Below are 13,546 nucleotides of genomic sequence, written 5' to 3'. Positions count from 1 at the left end.
AAGTGTTCTTCATGATATTTCCCATATTGACATTCATGCTGCAATGAAATGGCTGCGAATGTCGGAGCCAGGTTCGGACGAGATTTAATCGCCAAACCTGCTCCAGCGGGCGCGCTGTCTCCGAAACAGACTGTTTCCAATATTGGGATGATTTATCGGATTTTTGCTTAACGCGTTGTTATAAAAGGAAAATGTTAGGTTGCGACTGTCACGGAACCATCATGTACTTGTGGTAATCACGCGACGCCGCAGGCGTAAAGACCCGCTCCGGCGCGGGAAACCACTCGCGTATAACGATGCCCCCTTCAACTACAACGGCATCGTTATTGCGCACTGGAATAAGACGCCCGCACGCCGCGTTTAACGCTATATCGACGCCTGCGTTCGCGATGAACCGGCATTTCGGCATCTTCGACAGGAGATCACCATGAAGCGATTTCGTATTTTTCTTGCGTGTCTCGTCAGCCTCGGAATTGTCGCGGCCTCAGTGTCCCCGGCGGCCGCGGACGACACCATGAATCAGAAGAACGACAGTTCATCGAGCAGTTCAGGCAATTCGAGTTCATCGAGCGGCGGTTACTGAACGCCGTACGCCTTAATGCACAGTCCGAAGCCTGCACGTGCATCAACGAAAAACGCCGCAGATCGTTCGATCTGCGGCGTCACAGCAGGCCAGTGAACGCAGGCGCGCAGCGATCAGACGCGCTCGATTGCGATGGCAATCCCCTGGCCCACGCCGATGCACATCGTGCACAGCGCAAAGCGGCCCTGCGTGCGTTCCAACTGATACAGCGCCGTCGTCACGAGACGCGCGCCGCTCATGCCGAGAGGGTGGCCGAGCGCAATCGCGCCGCCGTTGGGATTGACGCGTAGATCATCGTCGGCGACGCCCAGCATGCGCAGCACCGCCAGCCCCTGCGATGCAAAGGCCTCGTTCAGTTCAATCACGTCGAATTGATCGATCGTCATGTTCAGGCGCGCGAGCAGCTTTTGCGTGGCGGGCGCCGGACCGATGCCCATCACGCGCGGCGCGACGCCGGCCGTCGCCATGCCGAGCACGCGCGCACGCGGCGTGAGCCCGAAGCGCTTCGCGTTCTCTTCGTTGGCCAGGAGCAGTGCGCACGCGCCGTCGTTGACGCCTGAAGCGTTGCCCGCCGTCACCGAGCCATCCGCGCGCACGATGCCCTTGAGCCTCGCGAGCGCTTCGAGGCTCGTCTCGCGCGGATGCTCGTCGCGCGAAACAACGATCGGCTCCCCTTTCTTCTGCGCAATCGTCACCGCGACGATTTCCTGCGCGAGCGTGCCGTCGCCCTGCGCGCGCGCGGCCTTTTGCTGGCTGCGCAGCGCAAACGCGTCCTGATCGGCGCGGCTCACGTTGTAGTCGGCTGCGACGTTCTCAGCCGTCTCGGGCATCGAATCGACGCCGTACTGCTGCTTCATGAGCGGGTTCACGAAGCGCCAGCCGATGGTCGTGTCGTAGATCGCCGCGTCGCGTGCAAACGCGCTCGCGGATTTGCCCATCACGAACGGTGCGCGGCTCATGCTCTCGACGCCGCCTGCGATCATCAGGCCAGCCTCACCGGCCCGGATTGCGCGCGCGGCGCTGCCTACCGCATCCATGCCCGAACCGCACAGACGGTTCAGCGTGCTGCCGGGCACCGCCTCCGGCAACCCCGCCAGCAAGAGCGACATGCGCGCAACGTTGCGGTTGTCGTCGCCAGCCTGGTTTGCGCAACCGTAGATCACGTCGTCGAGTGCCGACCAGTCCACGTCCTTGTTACGCTCCACGAGCGCTTTCATCGGCACAGCGCCGAGATCGTCCGCACGGACATGCGCGAGTGCGCCGCCGTAGCGGCCAATCGGCGTGCGAATCGCATCGCACAGAAAAGCTTCCGCCATGCAAATCTCCTGATTGATGGGCAGCGCAGAGGATATTCAACAGTTGAACGCGCCGCCCCGGTGCATTTGTTCTATACACGAACCACAGATCGTTAGTTGAACTTTTTTGCCCATCATAGGTGGGTCACCGAATGGGTGTCAAGCGGGTCCAAGCGGGTCTTAAGTGGGTCTTAAGCGGGTCTCAAGCGCGCGAACGGCCCTGTCACATGTGAAACGGCCGCACAGACGCAAAGTCTGTGCGGCCGTCAGGCACGCGAGTTGGGCCAGAGTTTAACGCGACATCATATGCATGGCGACGTTGTTCATGACCCAGACTGTGCCGAAAATAAGAAACGCGGCAGCGACCACGGTATAGCCAAGCGAAATCATGTTCATGCCGCGTCCTGGCCCGGCGTTCAGATGCAGGAAGAACACGAGCTGAACGATGACCTGCACGAACGCGAGAACGGCCAGCACGGCCATGGCGCTACCCGTATCGAGCGCGCCGGACCACACGACGCCGAACGCGGCCGCGGTGAGAATCACCGAAAGGATAAAACCCAGGATGTAGCTACCGGTGCTGCCGTGAGCCTGCGATTGAGAATGAGCCATTTAGAGCACGCTCCCGAGATAGACAAAAGTGAACACGCAGATCCACACGAGGTCGAGGAAGTGCCAGAAGAGGCCCAGACAGGCGAGACGGCGGATTTCGTGCTCGCCGAGCTGCGGCTTGAGAAGCACGTGAATCATCATCACGGCCATCCAGATCAGACCGATGAAAACGTGCAGGCCATGCGTGCCGACCAGCACGAAGAACGACGACCAGAACGCACTGCGTTGAGGACTCGCACCTTCCGCGATCAGTTGCGAGAACTCGCGCAGTTCGAGAAACAGGAACAGCGCGCCGAGCACGAAGGTCACCACGAGCCACTGCATGACCTTGCCGGACTTCTGCTGGTACGCGTTCAACATCGCGAATCCGAACGTGATGCTGGAGAGCAGCAGCAGTCCGGTTTCGATCGCAACGCCCGGCAGCTCGAACAGGTCCTTGCCCGTGGGACCGCCCGCAAACTGATGCGAGAGGCTCGCGAACGTCGCGAACAGCGCGGCGAACAGCACGCAGTCGGTCATCAGATAGGTCCAGAAGCCGAATACCGAGTGCGACTCCGGGTGGTCCTGGTGATCGAATTCGGCGAGGTTCGCCGGATTGGTTTTCTGTAACATCAGTTGGCCTCCAGTGCGACCACGGCGCGGTGACGCTGTTCTTCACGCTGCTCTTCGATTTCGCGCACGCGCTCGGCAGGAATGGTGTAACCGTCGTTATTGCCGAAGCTGCGCGCCGCGACCGTCACCACGATGCCGACGAGCGCAAGCACGGCCAGCCACGTGATGTGCCACACACCCGCAAAGCCCAGTACGAGGCTGAACATGCCGACGATGAAACCGGCCGACGTGTTCGACGGCATATGGATATCGCGGTAGTGCGCTTCGAGACCGATGCCACGCCCGGTTTCCTTCATGTGGGCGAAAGCGTCGATGTCGCTCACGTGCGGGATCACGGCGAAGTTGTAGACCGGCGGCGGCGAGGACGTGGCCCATTCGAGCGTACGGCCGTCCCACGGATCGCCCGTCACGTCCTTGCATTCCGGCTTGTTGCGGTTGATGAACGCCTCGACCCACGACACGATCTGAAGCACCACGCCAAGGGCGATGATGGCGGCGCCGATCGCCGCGATGACGAGCCAGATCTGCCAGTCGGGGTTGTCGTAGTGGTTGGTCCGGCGCGTCATGCCCATGAAGCCCAGCACGTAGATCGGCACGAACGCCACATAGAAGCCGACCAGCCAGCATGCGAACGACGCCTTGCCGAGCTTCTCGTTCGGCTTGATGCCGAAGATCTTCGGGAACCAGTAGTGAAGGCCCGCAAGGAAGCCGAACACCACGCCGCCGATGATCGTGTTGTGGAAGTGCGCGATAAGGAACAGCGAGTTGTGCAGCACGAAGTTCGCACCCGGGATCGCGAGCATCACGCCCGTCATGCCGCCGATGGTGAACGTCACCATGAAGCCGATCGTCCAGAGCACCGGCGTGGTGAAGTGGACACGGCCGCGATACATCGTGAACAGCCAGTTGAAGATCTTCAGGCCCGTGGGGATCGCGATGATCATCGTCATAATGCCGAAGAACGCGTTGACGTTGGCGCCGGCGCCCATCGTGAAGAAGTGGTGCAACCACACGAGGAATGCGAGAACCATGATGGCGCACGACGCGTACACCATCGTCTTGTAGCCGAACAGCGGCTTCTTCGAGAACGTCGCGATGATCTCCGAATAGATGCCGAACGCAGGCAGCACGAGGATGTACACCTCGGGGTGGCCCCACGCCCAGATCAGGTTCAGGTACAGCATGGCGTTGCCGCCGCCGTCGTTCGTGAAGAAGTGCGTGCCGACGTAGCGGTCGAGGCCGAGCAGCGCAAGCGCGATCGTGAGGATCGGGAACGTGGCCATGATGAGCACGTTCGAGCACAACGTCGTCCAGGTGAAGACCGGCATCTTCATGAGGTTCATGCTCGGGGCGCGCATCTTCAGGATCGTGACGAAGAAGTTGACCGCCGAGATCAACGTGCCGACGCCCGAAAGCTGCAACGACCACAAGTAATAGTCGACCCCCACGCCCGGACTGTATTGCAGCTCCGAAAGCGGCGGATACGCGAGCCAGCCGGTCTGCGCGAACTCGCCGACCACGAGCGAAATGTTGATCAGGATCGCGCTGATCGCCGTCATCCAGAACGAGAGTGAATTCAGGAACGGAAACGCCACGTCGCGCGCGCCGATCTGCAGCGGCACGATGATGTTCATCAGGCCGATCATGAGCGCCATCGCCATGAAGAAGATCATGATGACGCCGTGCGCCGTGAAGATCTGGTCGTAGTGGTGCGGCGGCAGGTAGCCTGGCGAATCGAACGCAATGGCCTGCTGGATGCGCATCATCACGGCGTCCGCGAAGCCGCGCAGCAGCATGAGCACGGCGACGATGATGTACATCACGCCGATGCGCTTGTGGTCCACGCTCGTGAGCCATTCGCTCCAGAGGTACTTCCACTTTCCGGTCACGGTCACGAGACCGCCCACAGCCAGCACGATCAGCGCCATGAACGCCGCAGCGCCCATGATGATCGGCTGATCGAACGGAATCGCGTCTAAAGTAAGTTTGCCTAACATGCGTTACCCCTCAAATTTCCCGTCAACACGGCAGACAGCGTCACGGAAATCGGTGACGTGGCCGTTGTTGTATTTCGCGACGATGTTGTTGAAGAGCTTCGGATCGACTCTCGAGAAGTGCTGCACGGGATCCTTCTCGCTCGGCTTCGCAACCGCCGTGTATTCGTCCATCGAGAGCGACGCCGACGACGCCCTCACCTTCTCGACCCATGCGTCGAATTCCTGCTGGCTCGTGGCGAGCGCGCGGAACTTCATGTCCGAAAAACCCTGGCCGCTGTAGTTCGCGGACAGGCCCGCGTAGTCGCCCGCGTGGTCGGCGATCAGGTGCAGACGCGTCTGCATGCCGGCCATCGCGTAGATCTGGGTGCCGAGCTGCGGAATGAAGAACGAATTCATCACCGAATCCGACGTGATGCGGAAATTCACGGGCGTGCCGACCGGCATGGCGAGCTGGTTCACCGTCGCGATGCCGAGGTCCGGGTAGATGAAGAGCCACTTCCAGTCGAGCGCCACGACTTCGACGTTGATCGGCTTGACGTCCGATGTGAGCGGCCTGTAGGGATCGAGTTCGTGGGTGGTCTTCCAGGTGAGGATGGCCAGGTAGAGGATGATCAGCGAGGGAATGGTCCAGACTACGATTTCGATGATCGTGGAATGGGCCCATTTGGGCGCGTAGGTGGCGTTCCGGTTCGACGCGCGATAGCGCCAGGCGAAAAACAGGATGAGGAAGATCACCGGCACGATGGCGATCAGCATAGCGACCGTCGAGGTGATGATGAGCGACTTTTCGGCCACGCCAATGCTGCCCTTCGGGTCGAGCAGCGCGAAATTGCCGCTACACCCCGATAGTGAGACGGCCAACCCGCTGCCGAGGAGGACGAGCCATCGTTTGAAGGCTTTTCTTTCTGTCATGTTTGCACGCTTTCCCTTTGAAGGACCTTTGACGCATTACGCCGTTGACACATCACGCAGTCGATACATGGGGCAGTTGACGCACCGGGCATTTGCATCGCAAAAACTCCACGACAAATGCACCCACGTTTGAAGCGGCGCAATTTTACGTAAGGAATCCTGTTCAAAAATTGATCCACGCCAAATATTACCCCGCAACGAAGGCCCAATTCGTACGGGTGCGACGTAATGGCGCAAGTAGTCCTACAGATAATAATTAAACCTGCAAAGCAATGTTTAAAGGCGATTAACCTTTTCGTGAAACCTGTCAGAAAAACATGGAAATCGCCGCCGTAAAAAACGGCGGCATTAACGATTCGGGCGACCCGATTCCCAGCTTTGGAGAAGCCCTTCGGATCGCCGGACTGGATCGCGTGACGGTAACTCGATCCTGAAAAAACGAATTCGACGGTGCCCACGAGCCATTTTTATTTGCTCTTTTATGTGCTCTTAGTCGCGCTTCAACAACCTGACGTGGGCGGACGGCGTCCAGCGCACGCGAATATTTGCATTACGAACGATCAGACAGATACGACCGAACCCAGCCCAATCCAGCCGACGTCGCCCCGCGCGGCCGGTATTCACAGCCGATCCAGCCGCCGTAACCCAGTTCGTCGAGCAACTCGAACAGATACGGGTAGTTCACCTCGCCGGTATCCGGTTCATGCCTTTGCGGCACGCCTGCGATCTGCACATGGCCAATCCCGCCGATGTCGCGCCTCAGCTTCATGGCCAGGTCGCCTTCGACAATCTGACAGTGGTAACAGTCGAACTGCACGAGCAGGTTAGCTGCGCCCAACGCGGCGCGGATCGCCTGAGCGTCGTCCTGACGGTTCAGCACATAGCCGGGCATGTCGCGCGGGTTGATCGGCTCGATCAGGACCGTGATGCCCTCGAACTGCGCCTGCGAAGCCGCCCAGGCCAGATTGCGCAAGTAGCACTCGCGTTGCGCCTCGTACGGCGTGTCCGCCTCGCGCAGCCCCGCCATGACGTGCACGCGCCGGGTGCCGAGCCTACGCGCGTAGTCGAGCGCGTTGTCGAAACCACGGCGAAATTCGTCCTCGCGCCCCGGCAACGACGCGATGCCGCGCTCGCCCGCCGCCCAGTCGCCGGGCGGCGCGTTGAACAGCACCAGTTCGACGCCGTTCTCATCGAGGCGCGACTTCAGATCGTGGGCGGGCAAGTCGTAAGGGAACAGGCACTCGGCCGCCGCGAAGCCGTCTCGCGCCGCCGCCGCGATACGGTCGGCAAAGGCGTGTTCGGCGTACATCATCGTCAGGTTGGCCGCAAAGCGGGGCATGGTCGTGGTCTCCTTTCAGTCGGTTCAGTCGGTTGGCCGGCGCCTGTGACGGCGCTTCAAAGCCACTAGCCGCAGCCGCAGCCGCAGCCGCAGCCGCAGCCGCAGCCGCAGCCGCTAGCATAGTGCCTCGTGCGCGTCGCCTGCGCTGCCTGTTCTGCGCTGCCTGTTGGCGAAACAGGTCGCATGCGCTATTGTCGTAGGTTCCTTACGCGCCGCTGCCGGACACATTCCGACGCCTATGAACTCCGCATCCAGTGCCTCGCCCGCCCGTTCCGCCGAGCCCGCGGAGACTCCCGACAAACCGGGCGACTCCTACGTGCAGTCTTTCGCCCGCGGGCTCTCGGTGATCCGCGCATTCAACGCCGAGCATCCCGCGCAAACGCTCACCGACGTCGCCGCAGCCACCGGCCTCACGCGCGCCGGCGCGCGCCGCATCCTGCTCACGCTGCAGACGCTCGGCTATGTCGAGACCGAAGGGCGGCTCTTTCGCCTCACGCCGAAGATTCTCGACCTCGGTTTCGCCTATCTCACGTCGATGCCGTTCTGGAATCTCGCCGAGCCGGTCATGGAAGAACTGTCCGCCGAGGTCCACGAGAGCTGCTCGGCGGCTGTGCTCGACCGCACCGAAATCGTGTACGTCCTGCGCGTGCCGACGCACAAGATCATGACGATCAACCTCTCGATCGGCAGCCGGTTGCCCGCCTACTGCACGTCGATGGGGCGCGTGCTGCTCGCGGCCCTCGACGATGCGGAACTCGACGCCACGCTCGGCTCCGCCCCGCTCTACGCGCACACGCCGCGCACGGTCACCGACAAGGACGAGCTGAAGAAGATCATCGCCCAGGTGCGCGAGCAGGGCTGGGCCATGGTCGACCAGGAACTGGAAGGCGGCCTGATTTCGATTTCCGTCCCGATCCGCAACCGCCAGGGCCGCGTGATCGCGGCGATGAACATCAGCGGCAATGCGCAACGCACGTCGGCGAAGCAGGTGGTCAAGTCCTTCCTCCAGCCGCTTCAGGAAGCCGCGCGGCGCGTCTCCAGCATGGTCGCGCAGCGCACCTGACGTGCGTTGGCGCGGGTTGGAGTGTGTCGCCAGCGCTCCGGTCAGCGCCCGGCCGCGACGCGACGCACGACATCGACGAAGACTTCGCCCGCATCCTCCAGACGGCCCGAATTGTCGATACGATCGACGCTTGCGCCCGCCAGCGCTTCGAACGGCGCCTGGCGCGCAAGACGCGCGGCGATCTGCTCAGGCGTCTCGCGGCCGCGCGCGGCAAGCCGCGCGGCGAGCACTTCGAGCGCCGCCTCGATGTGGACGAACCGGGTCTGCGGATAGCGCGCCAGCGCTTCGCCCGCATAGGCGCGCGAGCCGTTCACGACCACCGCGCATCCGTGCGCGAGCCACTGATCGATTTCCACGCCGATGCCGTAACGCAGCGCGTGGCTGCGCCATTGCAGCGCGAAGAGGCCGCGACGCGAACGCGCCTCGAATTCAGGGTCGGTCAATGCGATGTGGTTTTCGCCGCCGCTATCCGCGCGCGTGATGTAGCGGTGCGCGAACATCACGCCGTCCGCCGCAAGGCGCGTTCGCGCAAAGTCGAGCAGCGAGTCCTTGCCCGCACCGGACGGCCCCATGACGTAGATCAGCGGGGCCATCATGCGCGACGCTCCCCGCGCGCGAACGCCACGCGCCGCCACAGCACGAACGGCGCGCCCGGCTGCGGCTCCACGAAGAGCGCGACACCGTCCACCGGCAGCGCCCCGGCGTCGTGCATCCGCGCATTCCACGCGGCGGTCAGCGTGTCGCGCGCATGTGTGTCGTCGAGCGAATCGGAAAGCGTCATGTGAAAGCGGTATTCGTCGAATACGTACGGATAGCCCCACTCTTCCACGTACGCGCGCTGGCGCGCGGTAAGCGGCGCATCGAGCCGGCGCGTGCGTTCGGCGCAAGTCTGCTCGGCGCGCAGCGGCGCGAGCGTGCGCAGCGCATCGGCCGCGACTTCGCGCAGCGCGGCATCGCCCGCATCGTCGGCGGGGCGCAGCGCGACGAACCGTCCGAGCGTCGCGGCCTCAACGGCCACCTCGAAACACGCGCGCGTCGCCGCCCATCGCTGCGCAGCGGCAAACAGCGCATCAGGCGTTACGCCCGGCGCGAGACGAAAGGGCGGAACGAGCGTGCCGTGCCAGCCATAGCGGCGCGGCGCCACGGTCAGCGCGGCAAGCGGTCGGGAAAGGCCGGCGGGCTGCGGCGAGCTCAACGTCTCACGGGTTTCCGCATCGCGGCCGAGCCACGCGCAGCCCTCGCGCCACCACGCCGAGTCGCGCGGCGGCGCATAGTAGATCGCGAAGCGCGACGCGCCATTCCAGGCTTCGATGGCGGGCGTCATACGTCGTGCTCCACCATCAACTGCACGCGGTCCGCCGCGAAATGCGTGATGCCGTATTTGATCGGCACGCCGTTCATGTCGACGTCGACGTTCTCGACCCACAACACAGGCTGCTGCCGGTTGATATTGAGCCGCCGCGCCACTTCCGCCTCGGGCAGCACGCTGCCGATGCGGCTCCACTTGCGCAGATAATCGGTCACGCCGTATTCGGCCAGCGCCTTCGATGCGCTTTCGACGCGCTCCATCACTGCGGGCAGATCGGCAAACCGCGCGGCCGGATACCAGTTGCGCGCGTAAGTGAGCGGCACGCCGTTCGATTCGTGCAGCGTTTCCAGCCGGTAGACGAGCGCGCCCGCGCGAATGCCGAGCGCCTTCGCGACCGCGGGATCGGCCCTCACGCGCGATGCGGCGAGCAGCTTGCCCGCCGCCGAATGCCGGTGCCGCTGAAGGTTTTCCGTAAAGCGCGTGCGCTTGCCGATCGTGTAGTCGATCGCGCCCGGCTGCACGAAGGTTCCTCGCCCCTGCTCCACGCTCACGAGCCCGATTGCCGCAAGGCCCAGCATCGCGCGCCGCACCGTATGGCGGTTCACGTCGAAGCGTTTGGCCAGTTCTCCTTCGCTCGGCAGACGGCCGTCGTCGCCGAAGCCTTTCGCCGCGATCTCGGCCGAGAGTATCTGCTCGATCTGGCGCCACACCGCCACGCCCGCGCCGCGCTCAAGCTGCGCGCCGTGCAGCGCGTCGTCGTTCGATGTCATGGTGCTGTCATTCCCTTCGGTTCCAATGGCGGTTTCCGCATTGTAGTGCGCGCGGCGTGATGGAAATATGAAGCATCTCCTACATCGCGTTGTAACAACCGGGCATCTGAACGTACAGACGTCTAGACGTCTACATGAATCGATGCTCCAATGACGACGTTTGCAGCGGTGCATTGCCGTAATGAATGCCGCAGCGAGTGCCGCAATGCGCGCTTCGCCATCACGTTCACGACACAGGAATCCAGATGAACGCTTCTTCCGCCCCGCCTTCTGCCGCGTCGCGGCGCGCATGGATGGCGGTGCTCGCCCGCACGCCGCGCGCCGAGCTGGAAGCGGTGCTCGCTGCCGCGCTTGCTACCGCATCCGGCGGCAATGCCGCGCCGGCCTTCGACTGGCTGCGCGCGCCGCAAACAGGTCTCGCGATGGTGCGAGGCCGGATCGGCGGCACTGGCAACGCCTTCAATCTCGGCGAAGCGACGGTGACGCGCGCAACGCTGCGTCTTCATGCGGCCGACGGCGGCACAATCGGCGTCGCGTGCCATCTGGGGCGCGACAAGCGCCGCGCCGAACTGGCCGCGCTCGCCGACGCGCTCCTGCAACAGCCCGAACGCCACGCACAGTTGCACGCGCAACTGATCACGCCGCTTGCCGCGCGCCTCGAAGCGCGGCGCAACGCTCGACGCAACGAAGCAGCCAGCACGAAAGTCGAGTTCTTCACCATGGTGCGAGGTGATGCATGAATCACGCAGTACGGACGCCACAACCCACCGACGCCGCACGCTCCGCGCTCGACACACTCGACGCGCTCCTTCCCGGCTTCGCCGATCCCGTCCACGACACGCAAGCCGTGTTCCGCACGCTGCTCGACGCACTGGCGCGTCCGGGCCGCATCGGCGTGATCGAGGCCGCCCTGCCCGCCGCCGACACGATGCCAGACGCCACACGCGTGGGACGCGCGGCGTTCGCGTCGCTGCTCGCGCTGTGCGACTACGCAACGCCCGTGTGGCTCGCGCAGCCCGATGCGGCACTCGCCGCCGCGTTGCGCTTTCACTCGGGCGCGCCGCTCACAGCGGATGCTGCAGAAGCCGCGTTCGCCTATATCCACGACGCCGCCGCGCTGCCGCCCCTCGCCACGCTCGCAAGCGGCACGCCCGAATCGCCCGAGCAGTCGGCCACGGTGTTCGTGCGCGTCGACTCGCTCACGGGCGGCGCACCGGTCACGCTGCGCGGACCAGGCATCGAAGATGCGCACACCATCGCGCCGGTCGGCCTGCCCGAGCGGTTCTGGCACGAGCGCGCCGCACTGGCCGCGCTGTTTCCGTGCGGCATCGATTTTTATCTTGTCTGCGACGACCAGCTCGTTGGCCTGCCGCGCACGACGCTTGTGGAGATGAACTGATGTACGTCGCCGTCAAAGGGGGAGAGCGCGCGATCGAAGCGTCGTGGCGGCTGCTCGACAAGGCGCGCCGTGGCGACACGCGCGTGCCCGAGCTGAGCGTCGCGCAGATCCGCGAGCAGATGCGCCTCGCCGTCGCGCGCGTGATGACCGAGGGTTCCGTCTACGACGAGGAACTCGCCGCACTCGCGATCAAGCAGGCAGCGGGCGATCTGGTCGAAGCGATCTTTCTGCTGCGCGCCTATCGCACGACGCTGCCGCGCTTCGGCTACACGGAGCCCGTCGAAACGGAACAGATGCAGGTGCAACGCCGCATATCGGCTACGTTCAAGGACGTGCCGGGCGGGCAGGTGCTCGGCGCAACGTACGACTACACGCAGCGGCTGCTGGATTTCGCACTGCTCGCCGAAAGCGGCGAAGCGAACGAAGAAGCGAACGAAGAAGCAAACGAAGAAGCACCACACGCGGCGCGGCCCGCAAGCGCGACCGACGAGCCGATGCCGCGTGTCGTCTCGCTGCTCGACAAGGAAGGCCTGATCGAACAGGAAACGCCAACGCTCGACGCGCCCGAACCCGGCGACCTCTCGCGCGAACCGCTCGCGTTTCCCGCAGATCGTACGATCCGTCTGCAGAATCTCGCGCGCGGCGACGAGGGCTTTCTCCTTGCGATGGGATACGCAACGCAGCGCGGCTACGCGCACTCACACCCGTTCGCTGGAGAAATCCGGTTTGGTTCGGTATCCGTAGAAATGATGCTGGACGAGCTGGGCGAAAGCGTCGAGATCGGCGAAATCGAGCTGACCGAATGCCAGATGGTCAACCAGTTCGCGGGCAGCAAGGACGTGCCGCCCACGTTCACGCAAGGCTACGGCCTCGCCTTCGGCCACGCGGAGCGCAAAGCCATGGCCATGGCGCTCGTCGACCGCGCACTGCGCGGCGGGGAACTCGGCGAGACGCTGGCCTCGCCGACGCAGGACATCGAGTTCATGCTCTCCCACAGCGACAACGTCGAGGCATCGGGCTTCGTGCAGCACCTGAAACTGCCGCACTACGTCGACTTCCAGTCCGAACTCGAACTCGTGCGCCGCTTGCGCGCGCAACATCACAGCCCGCCCGGGCAGAACGAGGAGGCCGCATGAGCGCGCCCGCTTCCGTACCCACCCGCGTGCCCATCAGCGCGCCCGCCGCAGTCGCGTCGCACGAAACGCAGGCCGCCGACGGCTACAACTTCGCGTACCTCGACGAGCAGACGAAGCGCATGATCCGCCGCGCGCTGCTGAAGGCGGTTGCGGTGCCTGGCTACCAGGTGCCGTTCGCGTCGCGCGAAATGCCGCTGCCTTACGGCTGGGGCACGGGCGGCATCCAGGTGACGGCGGCGATCATCGGCGCCGGCGACACGCTCAAGGTGATCGACCAGGGCTCCGACGATACGACGAACGCCGTGAACATCCGCCGCTTCTTCGCGCGCACGACGGGCGTGAAGACGACGCGCCGCACGCGGGACGCGACGATCGTCCAGACGCGTCACCGCATTCCCGAAACGCCGCTCACGGAAGCGCAAACCCTCGTGTATCAGGTGCCGATGCCCGAGCCGCTCTTCCGGCTGGAACCGCGCGTCGCCGAGTGCAGGAAGCTGCACGCGCTCGCCGATTACGGCC

Annotated in this window: 14 protein-coding genes; 5 read left to right on the top strand and 9 right to left on the bottom strand. The window is 63.9% G+C overall.

Translation table 11 applies throughout. From position 1 onward, the window contains the following. Nucleotides 1-696 precede the first annotated feature (696 nt). The 6 genes from pcaF to otnI form a co-directional block, all read right to left on the bottom strand. Nucleotides 697-1,899 carry a 3-oxoadipyl-CoA thiolase gene (gene pcaF / locus EPN59_RS14120; protein ID WP_293036130.1) on the bottom strand — a complete coding sequence of 401 codons (1,203 nt, stop codon included), beginning with the start codon at nt 1,897-1,899 and terminating at the stop codon, nt 697-699. A gap of 270 nt (nt 1,900-2,169) precedes the next feature. Then, entirely contained in the window at nt 2,170-2,490 is a 321-nt protein-coding gene (gene cyoD / locus EPN59_RS14115) for a cytochrome o ubiquinol oxidase subunit IV (protein WP_293036133.1), read from the bottom strand. Next, nucleotides 2,491-3,102 carry a cytochrome o ubiquinol oxidase subunit III gene (gene cyoC, locus EPN59_RS14110; protein WP_293036136.1) on the bottom strand — a complete coding sequence of 204 codons (612 nt, stop codon included), beginning with the start codon at nt 3,100-3,102 and terminating at the stop codon, nt 2,491-2,493. Further along, nucleotides 3,102-5,099, bottom strand: coding sequence for a cytochrome o ubiquinol oxidase subunit I (gene cyoB / locus EPN59_RS14105; RefSeq protein WP_293036138.1), 1,998 nt, complete (start codon nt 5,097-5,099; stop codon nt 3,102-3,104). The genes cyoC and cyoB overlap by 1 nt, the downstream gene beginning before the upstream one ends. Nucleotides 5,100-5,102: 3 nt before the next feature. Next, nucleotides 5,103-6,011: a ubiquinol oxidase subunit II gene (gene cyoA / locus EPN59_RS14100; protein ID WP_293036140.1), complete on the bottom strand. Its 909-nt coding sequence runs from the start codon at nt 6,009-6,011 to the stop codon at nt 5,103-5,105. Nucleotides 6,012-6,561: 550 nt separating this feature from the next. After that, entirely contained in the window at nt 6,562-7,350 is a 789-nt protein-coding gene (gene otnI, locus EPN59_RS14095) for a 2-oxo-tetronate isomerase (RefSeq protein ID WP_293036143.1), read from the bottom strand. A gap of 238 nt (nt 7,351-7,588) precedes the next feature. Here otnI and EPN59_RS14090 point away from each other — a divergent pair, with 238 nt between their 5' ends. Then, nucleotides 7,589-8,413, top strand: coding sequence for an IclR family transcriptional regulator (locus tag EPN59_RS14090; RefSeq protein WP_293036146.1), 825 nt, complete (start codon nt 7,589-7,591; stop codon nt 8,411-8,413). Nucleotides 8,414-8,454: 41 nt separating this feature from the next. On the opposite strand, the gene phnN is transcribed toward EPN59_RS14090, so the two are convergent. The 3 genes from phnN to phnF are packed head-to-tail and all read right to left on the bottom strand — an operon-like array spanning nt 8,455 to nt 10,492. Next, nucleotides 8,455-9,009, bottom strand: coding sequence for a phosphonate metabolism protein/1,5-bisphosphokinase (PRPP-forming) PhnN (gene phnN, locus EPN59_RS14085; RefSeq protein ID WP_293046233.1), 555 nt, complete (start codon nt 9,007-9,009; stop codon nt 8,455-8,457). Continuing rightward, nucleotides 9,006-9,737 (bottom strand): DUF1045 domain-containing protein, encoded by a 732-nt coding sequence (locus EPN59_RS14080; protein ID WP_293033177.1) that lies wholly within the window; start codon nt 9,735-9,737, stop codon nt 9,006-9,008. Before EPN59_RS14080 ends, phnN begins: the two co-directional genes overlap by 4 nt. Next, the gene (phnF, locus tag EPN59_RS14075) at nt 9,734-10,492 is read right to left on the bottom strand and encodes a phosphonate metabolism transcriptional regulator PhnF (protein ID WP_293033175.1); all 759 of its coding nucleotides are present in this window, start codon (nt 10,490-10,492) and stop codon (nt 9,734-9,736) included. The genes EPN59_RS14080 and phnF overlap by 4 nt, the downstream gene beginning before the upstream one ends. A gap of 245 nt (nt 10,493-10,737) precedes the next feature. Between phnF and phnG the strand changes: the two genes are divergently transcribed. The 4 genes from phnG to EPN59_RS14055 all read left to right on the top strand — a co-directional run. Further along, on the top strand, nt 10,738-11,232 hold the full coding sequence (gene phnG, locus EPN59_RS14070) for a phosphonate C-P lyase system protein PhnG (RefSeq protein ID WP_293033173.1): 495 nt from the start codon (nt 10,738-10,740) through the stop codon (nt 11,230-11,232). Next, nucleotides 11,229-11,891 (top strand): phosphonate C-P lyase system protein PhnH, encoded by a 663-nt coding sequence (phnH, locus tag EPN59_RS14065; protein WP_293046230.1) that lies wholly within the window; start codon nt 11,229-11,231, stop codon nt 11,889-11,891. The genes phnG and phnH overlap by 4 nt, the downstream gene beginning before the upstream one ends. Continuing rightward, nucleotides 11,891-13,027: a carbon-phosphorus lyase complex subunit PhnI gene (locus EPN59_RS14060; RefSeq protein WP_293046227.1), complete on the top strand. Its 1,137-nt coding sequence runs from the start codon at nt 11,891-11,893 to the stop codon at nt 13,025-13,027. The genes phnH and EPN59_RS14060 overlap by 1 nt, the downstream gene beginning before the upstream one ends. Beyond that, nucleotides 13,024-13,546, top strand: a 523-nt coding sequence (locus EPN59_RS14055; protein ID WP_293046224.1) for an alpha-D-ribose 1-methylphosphonate 5-phosphate C-P-lyase PhnJ, incomplete at its 3' end; no start/stop codon positions are given. The genes EPN59_RS14060 and EPN59_RS14055, both read left to right, overlap by 4 nt.

Source organism: Paraburkholderia sp., assembly GCF_004298475.1.
Lineage (GTDB): Bacteria > Pseudomonadota > Gammaproteobacteria > Burkholderiales > Burkholderiaceae > Paraburkholderia > Paraburkholderia denitrificans.
This window is presented reverse-complemented; position numbering and strand designations above follow the sequence as displayed.